The organism is Actinomadura keratinilytica (assembly GCF_039539665.1).
Classification (GTDB): domain Bacteria; phylum Actinomycetota; class Actinomycetes; order Streptosporangiales; family Streptosporangiaceae; genus Spirillospora; species Spirillospora keratinilytica.
Genome location: NZ_BAABDO010000074.1, coordinates 17,771 through 34,950 on the forward strand (window position 1 = coordinate 17,771; position 17,180 = coordinate 34,950).

The window sequence follows — 17,180 nt, forward strand, 5'->3', positions numbered from 1 at the left end:
GCGGACGATGCGGAAGCGGACCGGACCGCTCGCGGCGTGGTGCGGCGTTCCTTCCCATGTCATGGGCCCTTCCGCGGAAGCTGGGACGGGGGAGTTGATCCCGGCCAGGCGCCGGCATCTCCGTAGGCTCCGCGCGCACCGCCGTGGACAAAGCCACGGCACATCGTTCATGCGCCCAAGCCCCTTACCGGGTCTCGACCGAGCAGACGGCTCTTCGGCGCCACCGAAAGGGCGGTCAGCCGCCGGTGCGCGAGACGATCCAGTCGACGGTGCGCCGCGCCCCCGAGATGCGGCGCTGCAGCTTGCTCCGGCGCGGCGGCGCCGGGGCGGAGCAGGCGATGCGGATGCGGACCGGCCGCTTCGGGGCGCGTGCCGCCACGGCACCCGTCGCCGTCTTGCGGCCGCCGTCGGGCGGGCCCGCCGCGGCGTCCGCCAGGTCGGCGAGCCGGGCGCCCGCCCCCGCGAGCTCCCGCAGGGCGCGCTGTTCGGTGTGCTGGTCGGAGGCGTTGAGCACGCACGCGTACAGCGCCTCGACCTCGGCCATCTGAGCGCCCAGCCGCAGCAACGGCTGATCGCTCATTCCGTGCATCCCCGTCACACCTCCATGGTGGGTCATTCGCCCGGTTTTCTGCACCTGGGTTACGCAAGATCATCACATGCCGGCGGGGGCCTGCCGGATCAAGGGGCGGGCGCGTCAAGGGCGGCCCGTAGCGAGCGGGCGGCGGCATCGGGGGCGTCCCCCAGGCCGACGCTCAGGTTGACCAGCAGCGAGATGAGCACGCTCTCGGCTCGCCCGGCGAGCTGCCCCGCCAGCTCCAGCATGACGAGCCCGTGCACCGCGCTCCACACCTGTGCCGAGACGTGCTCGGGGTCGTCGCGGCGCAGCCGTCCCGCGTCCATGGCGCGGGCGGCGGCCTCGGCCGCCGCGCCGAACGCGGCGCCGGACGCGACCGGCTCCGCGGCGGGCGGCGCCTGCCCGCCCGGCGGGACGCCGCCGAACATGACCGCGTACAGGTGGGGGTTGGCGCGGGCGTTGGCCCGGTACGCCAGCGCCAGGCGGCCGAGGTCGGTCACCGGGTCGTCGGTGCGGGGGACCGCCGCCATGCGCTCGGCCAGCCGCGCGAACCCCTCGGCGATCACCGCGTGCACCAGTTCCGGCATGCCCCCGAAATGGTGGTAGACGACCATCGTCGACGCGCCCACCTCCGAGGCCAGCCGGCGCGTCGTCAGCGCCCTCGGACCCTCGTCGGCCAGCAGTCGCGCCGCCGCCTCCAGCAGCCGCGTCCGCACCGGCCGGACGTCCCGGCCCCGCGCCCCGTTGGTTGACACCTTCATCATAACGACGTTATAGCTCACATTACCTCGTTATAACGATCGGGAGGTGCCCCGATGACCGCCACCGCGACCGAGCGCGGCTACACCCCCGTCCGCACCGAGCACACGATCGTCGACCTGTCCGTGACCGGAACCGTCCCCGAGTACCTCGACGGCCGCTACGTGCGCATCGGCCCCAACCCGATCGACGGATTCGATCCGGAGACCGACCACCTGTTCACCGGCGACGGCATGGTGCACGGCGTGCGGCTGCGCGACGGGCGCGCCGAGTGGTACCGCAACCGGTGGGTCCGCACCGCGAGCGTCTCCCGCGCCCTCGGCGAACGGCCCAGGGCCGGACGCGCCCACGCGGGCATGGAATTCGCCGTCAACACCAACGTCCTCGGCCACGCGGGCAGGACCCTCGCCCTGGTGGAAGGGGGCACCCGCCCCTACGAGCTGACCGACGAGCTGGAGACCGTCGGCGCCTGCGACTTCGACGGCACCCTGCCCGGCGGCTACACCGCCCACCCGCACCGCGACCCGGACACCGGCGAGCTGCACGCCGTCTCCTACTTCTTCGGCTGGGGCAACCGGGTGCAGTACTCGGTGCTCACCGCGTCCGGGCGGATCCGCCGCATCGTGGACGTCGAGGTGGGCGGCAGCCCGATGATGCACGACTTCGCCCTCACCGACCGCCACGTGATCCTGTTCGACCTGCCGGTCACCTTCGACCCGCGCCTGGCCACCCGCGGCATGCCGCGCTGGCTGGCGCGCCCCGGACGCTCCCTGCTGTCGCGCATGGTCGGCCGCACGCCCATCCCCGAGCCGGTCGTCGCCCGCGCCGCGTGGCTGGGGTCGCGCTACACCTCCCGCCTCGGCGTCCCCTACTCCTGGAACCCGGACTACCCGGCCCGCGTGGGGGTGCTGCCGCGCGACGCCGGGTCCGGCGGCGTCCGCTGGTTCGAGATCGCGCCGTGCTTCGTGTTCCACCAGCTCAACGCCTACGAGGACGGCGACGTCATCGTCGTCGACGTCATCCGGCACCCGAAGATGTTCGCCGGCGGGGCGGTGGCGGGCGAGGGCGTCGCCGTCCTGGAGCGTTGGCGCATCGACCCGGCCTCGGGCACCGTCGCACAGGATGTCGTGGACGACCGCCCGCAGGAGTTCCCGCGCGCGGACGAACGCCTGGTGGGGCGGCGCCACCGCTACGGCTATTCGGTCGGCGCCGACACCGGCGCCGGACGCGAACTGCTCCTCGACGTCGACCCCGACGTGCTGTTCAAACACGACCTGGCCACGGGCGCGACCGACGTGCACCGGTTCGGCCCCGGCCGCGCCGCCGGGGAGTTCGTCTTCGTCCCGGCGTCCGACGACGCGGACGAGGACGAGGGCGTGCTCATGGGGTACGTCCACGACCTCGCGACCGGCCGCAGCGATCTGGCCCTCATCGACGCGCAGACCCTGGAGACCGTCGGGCTCGTCCACCTGACCGTCCGCGTCCCGTCCGGTTTCCACGGCAACTGGATCCCGGCCGCCTCCTGACACCGAATGCCCCAACGGCCGGTGACACTGCGGTACCTCGTCACGACGGTGAGTTAGGAGGGGGTGATGGTGACCGCGTCGACCATCACGCTTCCGGCGGACGTGGCCCGGGTGGCCGCGCCTGCGGGGTGATCCGGAGCGGCGTCCGGCTCCGGCGCGGCCGCTTGCCCGAGCGGTGGCGGTCAGTCGGCGGGCTTCTCCCATACGGAGACGTGCTTGGTGCTCTCGCTGGTGAACGGCGTGCGCGTCCAGTCCTCCCAGCGTTCGCGCAGGCGCATGCCCGCCAGTTCGGCCATCAGATCGAGCTCGGCGGGCCACACGTACCGGAACGGGATCGAGGTGAACTCGCAGCGGCCGTCGACGACCTCGGCGTAGTTCGAGCTCATCGACTGCGTGGCCACGTCGTCAACGTCATACGCCCACCCCGTCGGGCCCGCCTGGAACGGCACGACGTTCTGTCCCGGCGGCAGTTTCCGCAGTTCCGGAACGCCGACCTCGATGACGAAACACCCGCCCGGCTCCAGGTGCGCGGCGACGTTGCGGAAACAGGCGACCTGCGCCGCCTGCGTCGTCAGGTTGTTGATGGTGTTGTAGACCAGGTAGGCGAGCGAGAACGCGCCGTCGACCCGAGCGGTCGCGAAGTCGCCGATCGTCACGCTGATCGCGTCGCCGCCGGGCTTGGCGCGCAGCCGCCGCACCATCGCCCGCGACAGATCGATGCCGTGCACCGCAACGCCCCGCCGTGACAGCGGCAGTGCCACACGGCCCGTCCCGATGCCCAGTTCCAAGGCGCGGCCGCCCCCGGCGAGCCCGGCGAGGAAATCCACCGCTGGCTCCAGCGTCCGCGGCTCGAACATCGCCGCCGACGTCTCGTCGTAGCGGGCTGCGACGCGTTCACCGAAATACCTGCACGCGGCGACCGTAATCGAATGCTGTTCCGCTCCGCCGGCCATTTTCCGGGCAGTCGCGTGACACCGACGGAAAAGGCCGTGGCGTCCATGGCGGTGCCGCATGCCGTCGTGGGCCCGCCGGATGCGGGGACGGCGGCAGGGCGGCGCGCCTCTGCCGGCAGATGTCACACGCACGCCGTACGACGGCGAAAGGGTGATCAGGCGGGCGGTGTCGAGCACGCCTCCATAGAAACTCCCCGACGCAAGATGGTCTCGCTCTGTTCACGGAGAGTGTGTCGGGCGCATGCTCGCCGTCGTGCGCCTATTCAGGCCCTTGAATGTCTGATCGGTACGGGGAGCCTCGTCGGTCGCGCTGCTGCGTGCGCAGGGCGCCGACTGGATGCCGCGTTCGCGCATCAACGCTGTGGTCCTGGTGATCCGGTGGTGGCATGCCCTCGCAGTGGCGGTGAGGGCGCGGCTTGGAAGCCTGCGCGTGCATGCCGTGTTGGCAGATGTCGGTGTCTTCTACTTCGTGTCCGGGGGTGGGTGGTGACCTGGGAGGGGGTGAGGGCGGTGCGCCGCCGTGACGGTCGGGCCGGGAGTCGGCTCGGGCGTGAGCGAGGGCCCAGCGGTGTGATCACCGGCCGGGCCCTCGGCTTGGCTGCTCAGCTGCTATCGGCTGGCTGACCAGGGTGTGACGGGACTACCACCAGCCCCAGCCTCCACCCCAACCCCAGCCGCCCCAGCCCCAGCCGCCCCAGGGGCCCCAACCCCAGCCCCAGCCACCGGTGGTGCTGGTCGAGTGGGCGGTGCTCGCGGACTGAGCGCTGACAGTCGAGTGCTGCGACGCCGCTGTGTCAGCGGTGCTCGCCATGGCCGCCGTCGGTGCGCCCACAGCCAGAGCACCGGCCGCCAGCCCGGCGACGGCGAATCGCTGAACCTTCTTCGTCATTTCCCTGTTCACCCCCGTCGCTGTGTGCTGTACACAGCTCTGACTGTTTGTTCTACTTCCGACCATATTCGTCGGATGTGCCCGGTAGGTGGATAGAAGTGCAACTCGCCGCCAAGGTTCGCTATGTCATCTGGGGTTCCGGTGACCGGCATGCCGAGGGCCCGGACGGTGCATGCCGGCCGGGCCCTCGATATGTCGGCGGTGCGGTGCTACCTCGCCGTACTGCTGACGCTGAACGTGCCACCGGTGCCCGCGATCGTCGCGGACTTCGTCAACAACACCCCGCTGTATCCGTGCCGGAAGCCGCCGTGGCCGTACCTGAAGTGGTGGCGGTGGTGGAAGAAGTGGCGATGGTGCTTGAAGAAGGGCCGATGGTGGTTGAACCGGTGGTGCCGGTACCCGTCGTGCGGGTCGGAGACCTGCGCGCCGACGCTGTGCTGAGTCGCCGAGACGGGTGCGGCGAGTGCCGCCGTCGGGGCTCCCAGAGCCACGACCGGCGCAGCGACGCTCATGATGGCAATGCGCCGGATTCTCGTCGTCATCTGTATGTCGCCCCCCGTCCGCCGTGCGATGCGCGGCGGGTGCATGAGGAGTATCCATGGTGGGCCGAATACTCGGAAAGTCAGTGCGATCGGCCGCCAAGCCCGACGGCGATCTTTTCCTAATATTTGGCTGTGCTTGGCGTTCGCCGAGCTTTGCTTGCGTCCTGCCGCGGTATCAGCGCGGTCTTACCTCGCTCCGGTCACCACGTGAACGACTTCTTGAAGAACACTCCGCCGTCGTGGAACCCGAAGCGCCCGTGCCCGAACCCGAAGCCGTGGTGGTCGAATCCGAAGCGGTGGTCGAATCCGAAGCGGTGGTGCCCGAATCCGAAGTCGCGGTGCCCGAACCCGAAGCGGTGGTGGCCGAACCTGTAGCCGTCGTGGCGCCAGCCGTCGTTCACGCTGACGGAGTGCGCCGCGACGCCGTGCTCTGACACCGAGGCGGCGGAGGCCATCGCCACCGTCGGTACGCCCAGTGCCATGGATCCGGCCGCGACGCCCACGACGGCGAGCCGCGTGATCTTCCTTGTCATGTGCTGTCACCCCGTCCGCTGTGCCTGCGCACAACGTCCTTTCAAATTTCAACCTATGACGCCCGATCTGCCGGGTAGATGGTTAAAAGTGCAACTTAATCCCAAGGTTTGCTATGTCATCCCGGTCGCCCTCAGGCCCTCGGGATCGCCGCCGTGGGCCCTTGCGGCTTCGCCGCTCCAAGCCCCTGGGACGAGGTTCATCGCCCCCCGAGCGCCCGCCGAGAGCAGGGCCGGCGCGCCCGATGGTCCGGTTTCGGCCGGTGTGTGCCGGGTTCGCGGTGCTGACGGCCGGGCTCGCCGAGACGCCGGTTATCCGGTGGCGGGAGGGGGCGGCGGCTCATTAGGGTCGCGGCGGTGAGCAACGGCGTCCCGGTGTTGTGGTTGTGCGGTCCGCCCGGTGTCGGCAAGTCGAGCGCGGCATTCGAGATCTTCTCCCGGCTCGCCCGCGGCGGTGTCCGGACGGCGTTCATCGACCTCGATCAGATCGGTCTGTGCCACCCCGTCGACGACGAGCACCGCGTGCGGACCGCCGCGCTGGGCGCGGTCTGGCCGAACCACCGGGCGGCCGGGGCGCGGTGCCTGATCCTTTCCGGGGTCGTCGACACCGCCGAGCAGGCCCGGGCGTACGCCGACGCGATGCCGGGCGCGGACGTGACCCTGTGCCGCCTGCGCGTGCGCGCGGACGAGCTGCGTCGGCGGTTCGTCGGCCGGGGGTGGCGTCCCGAACTGGTGGACCGGGCCGTCGCCGCGGCCGAGGCCCTCGACCGCACCGGCTTCGCCGACCTGTGCGTCGACACCGACGGGCTGACGGTGCCCGAGGTCGCCCGCACGGTGCGCAAGCGCATCGGCCTCCGGCCCGCCGCGGCACCGGAGCCGACCGCGCCGCCCGCCCCGCGGGCCGGTGCCGCGATCACGACGCCGACGCTGTGGCTGTGCGGGGCGACCGGCGTCGGCAAGTCCACGGTCGGATACGAGGTGTTCCGGCAGGTCATCGGCGAGGGCGTCCCGGCCGCGTACGTGGATGCGCGGCAGATCGGATTCCTGCGGCCGGCCGACGGCGGCCGCGCCCTCATGGCGGCCAACCTGGCGGTCCTGGACGCGGTGTTCCGCCAGGCCGGGGCGCGATGCCTGATCGTTTCCGGTGAGGCCGGTCACCCCGACGGCTTCACCGGGCTCTTCGCGGCGTCCGCGCTGACGGTGTGCCGCCTCGACGCCGGGCCCGGCCGGCTGGCCGAGCGCGTCCTCATGCGCGGGCGCGGCGACGGGCCGGTCGTCCCGGGCGACGAGCTGCGCGGGCTGCCCGAGCGGGAGCTCGTGGAGATCGCCCGGCGGGCCGCCGCCGAGGCCGCGGACGCACCGGACGGCGCCGTCCGCGTCGGCACCGATGACCGGACGCCGGCGGACGCGGCGCGGGCCGTGCGCGCGGCGGCCGGCGGCTGGCCCCGCCCGCGCACCCCGTGAAACGGCGGCGGGGCCGGGTGCGGGGGACCGGCACCCGGCCCCGCCGGGGCGGGGAACGGACGGGCTACTTGAGCGGGGCGATCCGGATGTTCTTGAAGCGGATGCCGCCGCCGTTGTTCTCCAGCCCGATGTGGCCGGCGAGTTCCCGGTCACCGGTGTAGGTGTTCACCAGCTGGTCGTTCCAGTAGATCCGGTACTCCTGGCCGCGGACCTCGATGCGCACCTTGTTGTAGCCGCCGCCGACCGGCTTGGCGTTGAGGAAGTCGGCGGGGTCGATCCCGTCGATCGAGCCGGTGCGGAAGCGGGCCTCGTCGACCCGGTCCAGGATCGACACCTGGTACCCCTTGGTCTGCGGGTCGGCGACGGCGGAGTCGCCGTCCGGGATCCGCAGGAAAGGAAGATGCCGGAGTCGGAGCTGACGCTGTCCTGCTCGTACTCCAGCTCCAGCGCGAAGTCCCGGTACCGCCGGTCCCGCGTCTTCGTCCGCTTCCCCGACCTGCGCACCCCGCTGGAGGAGCGCCCGCCCGGCAGCTGCGGCACCATCGGCTCGGCCCGCACCTCCCCGGCCTGGGCGGCGATCTACTGCGGGAACGAGATCCAGATCTACGACGGGCCCGCCGGCGCACCGCAGAAGACCGGCTCGGTCTACAACTTCGGCGCGATCGGCCTGGACCGGGCCCGGCCCACCCCTCCCGGCACCTGGAACGACTACCAGATCCGCGTCCGGGGCCGGCACTACACGGTCATCCGCAACGGCGAAGTGATCAACGAGTTCGACAACACGCCGGGCAAGAGCTCCTCGCGCGCCGACGACCCGCCCACCGATCTGCGCCAGTTCGCGCGGGGCTTCATCGGCCTGCAGAACCACGGCTCCGACGACGTGGTCGACTTCCGCAACGTCCGCGTCCGCGCCCTGTCCTGACCCCGCCGCGGGGCCGGGGGCGGGCACGGCGCTCCGCGGTCCGGCGCCCCGGTGACCTGCGCGTCGGCTCCGGAGGGGAGCCTGGCCGAATGGGCCGAGGCGGGGTCGTCGGCGCTCTATGATGCTTGATCGCTGAGGACACAGGAGGGGGACCCATGGCCACCAAGGTCGTCATGGTTGACGACATCGACGGCTACGACGGTGAGGACGTCGCCAAGCGGGACTTCGAGGTCGCCGGGGCGAAGTTCACCATCGACCTGGGCGACGCGAACCACAAGCGCCTGCAGGAGGCGCTGGACGCGCTGACGCCCTTCCTGGAGAAGGCGGCCGTCGTCAAGGCCGCCGGGCGCTCCCGCAAGAGCACCGCCGACACCTCGCCCAAGCTGCGCGGCTACACCAACACGGACGTCCGTGAGTGGGCCAAGGAGCAGGGCATCGAGGTCAGCGTCCGCGGCAAGATCGCTGACGAGGTGTACGAGCAGTTCATCGCGGCCCACCCCGACGCCGCTCCGGACGGGGCCGCCGCCGACGAGGCCAAGGCCGACGGCGCCAAGGCCGAAGAGGCCGCGGCCGGAGAGGGCAAGGCCGGCGAGGCCAAGCCCGAGGCCGCCGAGGCGGCCCAGCCGGAGGAGGCCAAGGCGGAGGGCTGAGCAGGGAGCCCCTAGGTGGGGCGGTGGCCGTGTGGAGCGCAGCCCATGCGGCCGTCGCAAGCAGGGAACGGGCCCGTGACACCGGTCAAGGGACCGTCACCGGCCTGACCGTGGGGGCCGCCTGGGCAGCAGGCGCCCCCACGGTCAGGCGGCGGTCGCCTCGGGTGCGCGGAGCAGCGCGAAGATCAGCTGCGCGACGGCGGCTTCGACAAGCGCCACCAGCGCCTTCGCGAGGACGGTGGCCAGGAGATCGGTCACGGTGTTCACCTCGTGGTCGACTACAGCACTGACCGTTTTATCCGATTTTGTTTGTTCTCGTCCGGGTCGCAGGTGACCGGCAGGTGAACACTTGGTAAGGGGGACGGCGCCGTCCCCGGGCCCCGCCTAGGTCGTCCGCGACTGCCCGGCCCGCTGCCGACCGGTCGCCCGCCGCGCGACGGCGACGCCGACCCCGATCGCCGCGGCCACCGGCCAGTCCATGACCCCCAGCGCCGCCAAGGCGCCCAGCCCGGTGTAGTAGGCCAGCCGTCCGGGCGGCGGAAGCGAGGAGGCCACGGCCTTCCCGGCGTCGACCACCTGCTGGCCGGCCTGCCCGATCCGCGGCGTCGGCACCTCGAACCTGTGCACGGTCACATGCGGTGTGACGACGGGGACGGGAACGGTGGTCTTCTTCTCCTCCCGCACCCGGGTCGTCCTCGGCGTCCTCGACGTGCTCGTCGTCGCCGCGGAGCGCCGCCGCGTGGTGGTGGCGGCCCGGCTCGGGCTCGTCGTGCTCCGCCGCTGTGTGGTGCGTCTGCGTGTTGTCCTGGTCTCGGCGACTGTCGCCATGTCGGCCCCCGGCACTGTCTTGGCTCAGACCGCGTCTCGGAGGACGGAGCGCCGGTGTTCCGCTCCGTCCTCGCGAGTCGAAGTTCGTGTGCTGGGGGGCTACCCGCAGGCCGTCGGCCAAACATCCCCGCCTGCCGCTCCGCTTGCCGCATTGCTTACCGCCTTTTGCCTGGTCTGCGGCTTGTGGCCGACGGCTGCGGGGTACGGCACCGGCCGATGTCCGGCGAGCGGCATCGATGCGCCGGGACGGGGAGGGGGAAGGCAGTGCTGATGCAGGTGATCCGAGTGGTCGGCCTGGCCGTGGGCGACTGGCAGCTCCGGCCCGCCGTGCCGCCGCTGAGCAGCCGCGAGCACCGGGAACTGGCCCAGACCCTGCGGCGGCTGCCGTCCTGCTTCCGCGACCGGCTGCCCCAGCCGACACTGCGGCGCGTCACCAAGGAGGCGGCCAGCGGACGCTGGGAGAAGGCCGTCGAGCTCCTGGTCACCGCCCTGCACACCCGCGCCGCCCCCGTCACCGCCGCCGAACGCGACGAACTGCGCGCCGTCGCGACGGCCCTGGCCATGCCCGCCGAGCGGGTCGACGGCCTCCCGGCACGCTGAGCACCCGCCCGCGCGCTCCGGCCCACAGCCCCGGCCGGCGATCCCGGATCCCCCACCGGGCCGCCGACGTGCGCAAGCGGATGTCCTCGATCAGGTGGGCGCCGCCGCTCGCCCTCTCCAGGGTCGATGGAGTGTGCCCGCCAGCAGTGTGCTCAGCAGTGTGCTGCCCGAGGACTAGGTGAGAACCGCGCCGGGGCCGGCGTGAGACCCTGCGCCGAGCCGTACTCGATCGCCGCGCGGGCACCCGCTCCAGGCCGGTACCGCAACCGGGGCCGCGCGCGGGCATCGGCCTCGCCGGGCGGCCGCACGATCAGGTGGGCGCCGCCGCTCGCCATCTCCAGTGACGTCGGGTCGGTCACCGGCCCTGTCTCGCAGCCGGGAACTGGGAACCGACGGTTTCACCGGGCGGTCGTCTCGGAGCACCCCCGTGCGGGCCGACCGCCCCACGGGGTGCCTGCTCTTGGCTGGCGGTAGGGACTCGCCCGTTCGTATGGGGGCGTGAGTCATCGTGGGTTCGACGTGGTCGGCGGCATTGTGATGAGGCGTCCGCGTCCGGTGGGCGCTCATTCAAGTTGAGTCGGGTGGAGTCAACTCGCTTGGCGAGGCGATCTCTGTCGGGCAGTCCGGCGCTGCGGGGGCGGCCAGGGCGCGTCCGGCGGGCAGGGGCAGGAACGGCAGGACGACGAGGTCGTCGACGCCGAGATCGTGGACGACGGCAAGGCCACCGACGCGCGCCAGGCGGCACCCCCATGAGCACGCCCATCGACGACGACACGCCCGTCTACGTCATCTCGGTCGCGGCGCAGCTGTCCGGGCTGCACCCCCAGACGCTGCGCGCCTACGAGCGGATGGGGCTGGTGACGCCGGTGCGCGCGGGCAGCCGCAACCGGCGCTACTCGATGCGCGACATGAGGACGCTGCACGAGATCCAGCGGCTGTCGCGGGACGAGGGCGTCAACCTCGCGGGCGTCCGGCACATCCTGGACCTGCGGCGGGAGACCCAGGCGCTGCGGGCGGAGGTGCGGCGGCTGCGCGAGCTGGCCGACCAGCTGGGCAACGAGCTGGAGTCCGCCCGCGGTGTGGCCGCCCGCCTGGCCCGGGAGCTGCGCAGACGAGGCAGGGCGAGAGGCGGCGCGCCGGTGCCCGCCTCCGCCCGGCCCGAACCGCCCTCCCACTGAACCCGCCCTCCCACTGAACGCGAAGCGGGCTCAGGCCGCGCGACCGGTGGACGCCGCCGGGCGGTCCCGGCCGGACGGGCGCCGGACGAGGAGGGTGCCGCAGCACACCACGGCCCCCGACACGATCAGCACCAGGCCGGCCGGGGGGATGCCGAGCGGCGGCGGGCGCGTCCGGGCGAGCAGGTCGTCGGCGGCGCCGGCCGCCAGCGCGGCCGCGGCCAGGCCGCACCGCAGCACGGCGTGGAAGGCGGTCAGCCCGAGCGTGCGGGCGGCGCCCCCCAGGCTCTCCTGCAGGTGGGTGATCGCGCCGACCAGCGCGCCGGTGGCGGCGGCGCCGAACAGCACCGCGCCGAGGTACGCCCAGGCGGGCGACGCCAGCGCGCCCATCGCGATGACCACCAGGCCCTGTGCCGCGGTGGCCACCCGGATCTGCCCGATCAGGTCGTGCCGCCCGTACCGGCGGGCGGCGAGCAGGCCGAGCAGCGCGCCGCCGCCGAACAGCGCCACCAGGGCGCCGAACCCGACGGGGCCGGCGCGCAGCACGTCCCGCACGAACGGGATGCCGACCGAGAACAGCGAGCCCAGCCCCAGCGAGACGACCGCCACCGCGGGCAGCACCGCCGCCATCACCGGCAGCCGCAGCGCGGCCAGCAGCCCCGCCCCCGGCCGGACGGCGCCGCCGGACCGCCGTTCGCCGCGCCACGGCCCGAGGTCGGGCAGGCCGCGCACCGCGACGAACGACACCAGGTAGGTCAGCGCGTCCAGCCAGAACACCGCGACGAAGCGTCCCTGTCCGGTCCAGCCGAGCGCGTCCGACAGGAACAGCAGCGTGCCGAACGCCCCCGCGCCCACCGGGATCATGCCGTAGGACGTGGCCATCGTGATGCCGTTGGCCAGCTGCAGCGTGCCCCGGTCGGGGGTGCCGCGGCGGCCCCCGACGATGACGGGCACGGCCGCGTCCCGGGCGGGCAGGAACATCAGGCCGATGACCTCGATGGCGACCGCCCACGCGTACACCCACCACAGCGACGGCACGACCGGCAGCACGAACGCCATGCCCGCGCGGACCAGGTCCGAGGTCATCATCACGCTGCGGCGCCGCCACCGGGTCACCACGCGGGCGGCCAGCGGCGCGCCCAGCGCCGAGGGCAGCAGCCGCAGGACCAGCACGCCGCCCACCGCCGTGGTGGAGCCGCTGAGCTCCAGCACCAGGTACATCAGGGCGAGCGTGCCCATCCAGTCGCCGAACGAGGAGACCGTCTGCCCTGCCAGCAGGCGGCGGAAGGCGGGGCTGTTCAGCCGTTCGCCGGTTCCCATGGGGTCCCCGAGACGGCGCGTCCGGCGGGCGGGACGTCCACAGCGACGTAGCTTCCCCGCCGGTCGCGCGGCATGCTCGAAACGCCCCGCCGCGACCTCGTAGGCTGCGGGAATGGTGTTCCGGCGGCGGCGGCCGGTGCGGGGGAGGACCGCGCTGGTCACGGGCGCGTCGGCGGGCCTGGGCCGGGCGATCGCGGCCGCCCTGGCGCGCGACGGCGCCCGCCTGGTCGTGCACGGCCGCGACGAGCGGCGGCTGGCGGAGACGGCCCGCGCCACCGGCGGCGTCCCGATCGCCGCCGACCTGGCCGACCCGGTGCAGGCGCGGTGGCTGGCCGAGGAGGCGCTGCGGCGGGCCGGGCGGGTGGACGTGCTGGTGCTCAACGCCGGGGCCGGGTGGGCCGGCCGGTTCACCGACATGCCGCAGGGCGCCGCCGCCCACCTGCTGGCGGTCGATCTGGCGGCGCCGATCGTCCTGACCAGGGCGCTGCTGCCGCAGATGCTGGCGCGGGGCGGCGGGCGGCTGCTGTTCGTCACCTCGATCGCCGGGCGGGTCGGCGTGGCGGGCGAGGCCGTCTACGCCGCCGCCAAGGGCGGGCTGGACGCCTTCGCCGAGAGCCTGCGCCTGGAGCTGCGCGGCACCGGCGTCACCGTCGGCGTGCTGGTCCCCGGCGTGGTCGACACCGGGTTCTTCGAGCGGCGCGGCGCCCCGTACGCGCGGCGCCGGCCGCGGCCCCTGCCGCCCGAGCAGGTCGCCGAGGCCGCCGTGCGGGCGGTCGCCGCCGGTTCGGCCGAGGTGCACGTGCCCGGCTGGCTGCGCCTGCCGGTCGCCGTCCGGGCCGCCGCCCCCGGGCTTTACCGGACCCTGGCGGGCCGATTCGGAGAACGCGTCTGACGGCCTATTTGCCGCGTCGCCGAAAACATTCCCGACACCCTCCGTCCGCTTTTCCAAAGAAGGGGCGGCGATTGGCGGGCGAACGGGCATGACTGCTGCTGGAAGTGGCGGGCGGGTTGTTCGTTGGGAATCCCGTCGCACCCCGGTCGTGGTGACCGGCCTGGTGGCCTGGCGTGCAACTGGCCTGGTCCTGGCGGCTTGGTCGGCCGGACACCGAAGGGAGGACATGTCCGCGAACGCGCAGGCGTGGGATCCGGCAGCAGGTCCACGGACACTGGACGAATTCGTGCGCCGGGAGAATTTCCCGGTCGCCACGCGATTGCTGCCCGCCCGCCATCGCATGCACCTTCTGGCGGTGTACCGGTACGCCCGCTTCGTCGACGACATCGGGGACCGGGCGCCGCCGCGGGAGCGCAAGGCGCTGCTCGACGAGGTGGAGACCGATCTGCGCCGCCTGTACGAGCGCGGTGCGCCCGAACTGCCGCCGCTGGCCGCGCTGGCCGCGACGGTGCGCGACTGCCGGGTGCCCGCCGAGCCGCTGCGCCGCCTGATCGAGGCCGGCCGGCAGGACCAGGCCGTCACCCGGTACGAGACGTTCGACGAACTGGTGGCCTACTGCGCGCTGTCGGCCGATCCGGTCGGCCGCGTCGTGCTGCACGTGTTCGACGCGGTCACCCCGGACCGGATCGCCCTGTCCGACCGCGTCTGCACCGCCCTGCAGATCATCGAGCACTGCCAGGACGTCGCCGAGGACTACCGGCGGGGGCGGATCTACCTGCCGGAGGCGGACCTGCGCCGGTTCGGCTGCGCCGAGCGGGACCTGACCCTGGCCGCCACGCCCACCCGGCTGCGCGGCGTGATCGCGTTGCAGGCCGCGCGGGCGCGCCGCCTGCTCGACGAGGGCTCGGCGCTGGTCGGCGGCCCGACCGCCGTGCGGCCGACGGGACGGGACGGCGCCGCGCGGCCCGCGGAGCGCGACGGCGCCGCCGGGGTGCGGCTGCCGGGGTTCGCGCGGCTCGCGGTGGCCGGATACATCGCGGGCGGCCGCGCCGCCCTGGCGGCCCTGCACCGCCGCGGCTACGACGTCCTCGCGGATCCGCCGCGTCCCGCGAGAACACGGCTGCTGATCGAGTGGTCACGGATGCTCGGAAGGAGATGACCAGTGGATCCGTCCGACGGCTATCGGTACTGCGAGCAGGTGGTCCGCTCGCGGGCGAGGAACTTCTCGTACGGGATCAGGCTGCTGCCGCCGCCCAAGCGGCGGGCGTTAAGCGCGGTGTACGCGCTGGCGCGCCGCATCGACGACTTCGGCGACGACGACGCCATGCCCGCCGACAAGCGGCTGGCCGCGCTGGTCGCCACCCGCAAGCAGATCAGCGACCTGGACAGCAGGCCGACCGACCCGGTGTTCGTGGCGATGGCCGACGCGGCGCGGCGCTACCCGATCCCGCTGGAGGCGTTCGCCGAGCTCGTCGACGGCTGCGAGGCCGACGTGCGCGGCGCCGCCTACGAGACCTTCGACGACCTGCTGGCCTACTGCCGCCGCGTCGCCGGGACGATCGGGCGGCTGTCGCTCGGCGTGTTCGGCGCCGCCGACCTGCGCGCCGCCGAGCCGCTGGCCGACGCGCTCGGCGTGGCGCTGCAGCTGACCAACATCCTGCGGGACGTGCGCGAGGACGCCCTGCGCGGCCGCGTCTACCTGCCCGGCGAGGACCTGGCCCGGTTCGGCTGCTCGCTGCAGCGCGACGCGTCCGGCCGGTTCACCGACCCGCCGTCCCGGCTGGTGGCGCTGATGCGGTTCGAGGCGGCGCGGGCCAGCGAATGGTACGACACCGGGTTCCGGCTGATCCCGATGCTGGACCCGCGCAGCGGCGCCTGCGCCTCGGCGATGGCCGACATCTACCGGCGGCTGCTGGCGCGCATCGCGGCCGACCCGCTCGCCGCGCTGCACGGCCGCGTGTCGCTGCCGCCGTGGGAGAAGGCCGTCGTGGCGCTCCGGTCGCTGTGGATGGTGCGGTGATGGGCGCGGCGGAGGAGGACGCGCACGTCGCCGTGGTGGGCGGCGGCCTGGCCGGGATCACCGCGGCGCTGGCGCTGCGGGAGGCGGGCCTGCGCACGACGCTCTACGAGGCGCGGCCCCGGCTCGGCGGCGCCACCTGCTCGTTCCGCCGCGGCGGCCTGACCGTCGACAACGGGCAGCACGTGTTCCTGCGCTGCTGCACGGCCTACCAGGGGCTGCTGCGCAGGCTGGGCGTGCACAACCGGGTGCGCGTCCAGGACCGGTTCGACGTCGCCGTCCTCACCCCGGACGGCGCCGCGGGCCGGCTGCGGCGGGGCCGGCTGCCCGGGCCGCTGCACATGCTGCCCGCGCTGGCCGGGTACGGGCTGCTGACGCCGTCCGACCGGCTGCGCGCCGTCCGCGCGGCGCTCGCCCTGCACCGCCTCGACCCGGGCGATCCGCGGCTCGACCGGCTCGGCATGGGCGCCTGGCTGGCCGCGCACGGCCAGCGGCGGCGGCCGCGCGAGGCGCTGTGGGAGCTGTTCGTCACCGCCGCGCTCAACATCGGGCTGGAGGACGCCGCGCTCGGGTCCGCTGCGATGGTGTGCCGGACCGCGCTGCTCGGCCGGGTCGACGACGTCTACCTCGGCGCGGCCGCCGTCCCGCTCGTGGAGCTGCACGGCGCGTCCGCGCTGCGGCGCCTGCAGCGCGCCGGCGGGCGGGTGCGGCTGCGGGCGAAGGCCGAGGCGGTGCTGGCCGGGCCGAAGCTGGTGGTGGACGGCGTGCCGGTCGCCGCCGACGCCGTCGTGGTGGCCGTGCCGCACCGGGCGGCCGCCGGGATCGTGCCGGACGAGGCGTGCCCCGACCGGGAGCGCTGGTCCGGCCTGGGCGCCAGCCCGATCGTCAACGTGCACGTCGTCTACGACACCAGGGTGACGGACCTGCCGTTCGCCGCGGCGGTGGGCTCGCCCGTGCAGTGGGTGTTCGACCGCACCGCCGCGGGCGGCCTGGACCGCGGCCAGTACCTGGCGGTGTCGGTGTCGGCGGCCGACCGGTGGATCGACGTGCCGGCGGCCGAGCTGCGCGCGGTGTTCGTCCCCGCGCTGGAGCGCCTGTTCCCCGCCGCCCGGCGGGCCCGCATCGCCGACTTCTTCGTCACCCGGGAACGCTGCGCCACGTTCCGGCAGGCCCCGGGCAGCGGCGCGCTGCGGCCCGCCGCGCAGACGCAGATGCCGGGCGTGTTCCTGGCCGGCGCGTGGACCGACACCGGCTGGCCCGACACGATGGAGGGAGCCGTGCGCAGCGGCCTGACCGCCGCCCGTCTCGTCCGCCGCCACCTGCGCGGCCCGCGCGAGGGGGTGGACGCGCGATGACCGGCGTCCCCCTCGCCACCGCCGCCGGGCGCGCGCTGGTCGACGAGGCGATGCGCGCGGCGCTCGAGCGGCTCGACCCGCTGACCCGCCGCGTCATCGCCTACCACCTCGGCTGGGTCGACGCCGACGGCAGGCCCGCCGCCGCGGGCGGCGGCAAGGCGCTGCGCCCGGCGCTGGCGCTGCT

At 73.9% G+C, this 17,180-nt stretch carries 18 protein-coding genes and 1 pseudogene; 11 read left to right on the plus strand and 8 right to left on the minus strand.

Translation table 11 applies throughout. The features are described 5' to 3' along the window. Nucleotides 1-235: 235 nt before the first annotated feature. Nucleotides 236-580 (minus strand): hypothetical protein, encoded by a 345-nt coding sequence (locus ABD879_RS21495; RefSeq protein ID WP_345023309.1) that lies wholly within the window; start codon nucleotides 578-580, stop codon nucleotides 236-238. 98 nt (nucleotides 581-678) lie between these two features. After that, the gene (locus ABD879_RS21500; RefSeq protein WP_345023310.1) at nucleotides 679-1,335 is read right to left on the minus strand and encodes a TetR/AcrR family transcriptional regulator; all 657 of its coding nucleotides are present in this window, start codon (nucleotides 1,333-1,335) and stop codon (nucleotides 679-681) included. A 54-nt stretch (nucleotides 1,336-1,389) separates the two neighbouring features. Between ABD879_RS21500 and ABD879_RS21505 the strand changes: the two genes are divergently transcribed. Further along, nucleotides 1,390-2,859, plus strand: a complete 1,470-nt coding sequence (locus ABD879_RS21505; RefSeq protein ID WP_345023311.1) for a carotenoid oxygenase family protein — start codon at nucleotides 1,390-1,392, stop codon at nucleotides 2,857-2,859. A gap of 182 nt (nucleotides 2,860-3,041) precedes the next feature. Here the strand turns inward: ABD879_RS21505 and ABD879_RS21510 are convergent, their stop codons facing one another. The 3 genes from ABD879_RS21510 to ABD879_RS21520 all read right to left on the minus strand — a co-directional run bounded on the left by ABD879_RS21510 (nucleotide 3,042) and on the right by ABD879_RS21520 (nucleotide 5,776). After that, a complete protein-coding gene (locus ABD879_RS21510; protein ID WP_378272615.1) occupies nucleotides 3,042-3,716 on the minus strand; it encodes a class I SAM-dependent DNA methyltransferase in 675 nt (224 codons plus the stop codon). A 1,194-nt stretch (nucleotides 3,717-4,910) separates the two neighbouring features. Then, entirely contained in the window at nucleotides 4,911-5,243 is a 333-nt protein-coding gene (locus ABD879_RS21515) for a hypothetical protein (protein ID WP_345023312.1), read from the minus strand. A gap of 200 nt (nucleotides 5,244-5,443) precedes the next feature. Continuing rightward, nucleotides 5,444-5,776 (minus strand): hypothetical protein, encoded by a 333-nt coding sequence (locus ABD879_RS21520; RefSeq protein ID WP_345023313.1) that lies wholly within the window; start codon nucleotides 5,774-5,776, stop codon nucleotides 5,444-5,446. Between the two features lie 354 nt (nucleotides 5,777-6,130). On the opposite strand from ABD879_RS21520, the gene ABD879_RS21525 reads away from it, so the two are divergent. After that, nucleotides 6,131-7,237 carry an ATP-binding protein gene (locus tag ABD879_RS21525; protein WP_345023314.1) on the plus strand — a complete coding sequence of 369 codons (1,107 nt, stop codon included), beginning with the start codon at nucleotides 6,131-6,133 and terminating at the stop codon, nucleotides 7,235-7,237. 64 nt (nucleotides 7,238-7,301) lie between these two features. Here the strand turns inward: ABD879_RS21525 and ABD879_RS21530 are convergent, their stop codons facing one another. After that, nucleotides 7,302-7,628 (minus strand): 3-keto-disaccharide hydrolase, encoded by a 327-nt coding sequence (locus tag ABD879_RS21530; RefSeq protein WP_345023329.1) that lies wholly within the window; start codon nucleotides 7,626-7,628, stop codon nucleotides 7,302-7,304. Between the two features lie 9 nt (nucleotides 7,629-7,637). Between ABD879_RS21530 and ABD879_RS21535 the strand changes: the two genes are divergently transcribed. Together ABD879_RS21535 and ABD879_RS21540 are read left to right on the plus strand one after the other, a co-directional pair. After that, a complete protein-coding gene (locus ABD879_RS21535) occupies nucleotides 7,638-8,159 on the plus strand; it encodes a 3-keto-disaccharide hydrolase (protein WP_345023315.1) in 522 nt (173 codons plus the stop codon). Nucleotides 8,160-8,314: 155 nt separating this feature from the next. Further along, nucleotides 8,315-8,809: a histone-like nucleoid-structuring protein Lsr2 gene (locus ABD879_RS21540; protein ID WP_345023316.1), complete on the plus strand. Its 495-nt coding sequence runs from the start codon at nucleotides 8,315-8,317 to the stop codon at nucleotides 8,807-8,809. 384 nt (nucleotides 8,810-9,193) lie between these two features. Here ABD879_RS21540 and ABD879_RS21545 read toward each other — a convergent pair whose 3' ends face one another. Then, nucleotides 9,194-9,493, minus strand: a complete 300-nt coding sequence (locus ABD879_RS21545) for a hypothetical protein (protein ID WP_345023317.1) — start codon at nucleotides 9,491-9,493, stop codon at nucleotides 9,194-9,196. Nucleotides 9,494-9,907: 414 nt separating this feature from the next. Here ABD879_RS21545 and ABD879_RS21550 point away from each other — a divergent pair, with 414 nt between their 5' ends. Next, entirely contained in the window at nucleotides 9,908-10,237 is a 330-nt protein-coding gene (locus tag ABD879_RS21550; protein WP_345023319.1) for a hypothetical protein, read from the plus strand. Between the two features lie 749 nt (nucleotides 10,238-10,986). Next, complete coding sequence (locus tag ABD879_RS21555; RefSeq protein WP_345023320.1) at nucleotides 10,987-11,415, plus strand: heat shock protein transcriptional repressor HspR; 429 nt, start codon at nucleotides 10,987-10,989, stop codon at nucleotides 11,413-11,415. A 30-nt stretch (nucleotides 11,416-11,445) separates the two neighbouring features. On the opposite strand, the gene ABD879_RS21560 is transcribed toward ABD879_RS21555, so the two are convergent. Further along, the gene (locus tag ABD879_RS21560) at nucleotides 11,446-12,732 is read right to left on the minus strand and encodes an MFS transporter (protein ID WP_345023321.1); all 1,287 of its coding nucleotides are present in this window, start codon (nucleotides 12,730-12,732) and stop codon (nucleotides 11,446-11,448) included. A 112-nt stretch (nucleotides 12,733-12,844) separates the two neighbouring features. Between ABD879_RS21560 and ABD879_RS21565 the strand changes: the two genes are divergently transcribed. The 5 genes and pseudogenes from ABD879_RS21565 to ABD879_RS21585 form a co-directional block, all read left to right on the plus strand. Then, entirely contained in the window at nucleotides 12,845-13,624 is a 780-nt protein-coding gene (locus tag ABD879_RS21565) for an SDR family NAD(P)-dependent oxidoreductase (RefSeq protein WP_345023322.1), read from the plus strand. 286 nt (nucleotides 13,625-13,910) lie between these two features. After that, nucleotides 13,911-14,783: a squalene synthase HpnC gene (gene hpnC, locus ABD879_RS21570; protein ID WP_345023323.1), complete on the plus strand. Its 873-nt coding sequence runs from the start codon at nucleotides 13,911-13,913 to the stop codon at nucleotides 14,781-14,783. 3 nt (nucleotides 14,784-14,786) lie between these two features. Then, on the plus strand, nucleotides 14,787-15,644 hold the full coding sequence (gene hpnD / locus ABD879_RS21575; protein WP_345023324.1) for a presqualene diphosphate synthase HpnD: 858 nt from the start codon (nucleotides 14,787-14,789) through the stop codon (nucleotides 15,642-15,644). Then, on the plus strand, nucleotides 15,644-16,996 hold the full coding sequence (hpnE, locus tag ABD879_RS21580) for a hydroxysqualene dehydroxylase HpnE (RefSeq protein WP_345023325.1): 1,353 nt from the start codon (nucleotides 15,644-15,646) through the stop codon (nucleotides 16,994-16,996). Before hpnD ends, hpnE begins: the two co-directional genes overlap by 1 nt. After that, a pseudogene (locus tag ABD879_RS21585) lies at nucleotides 16,993-17,180 on the plus strand (polyprenyl synthetase family protein); the annotation flags it as partial. The gene hpnE and the pseudogene ABD879_RS21585, both read left to right, overlap by 4 nt.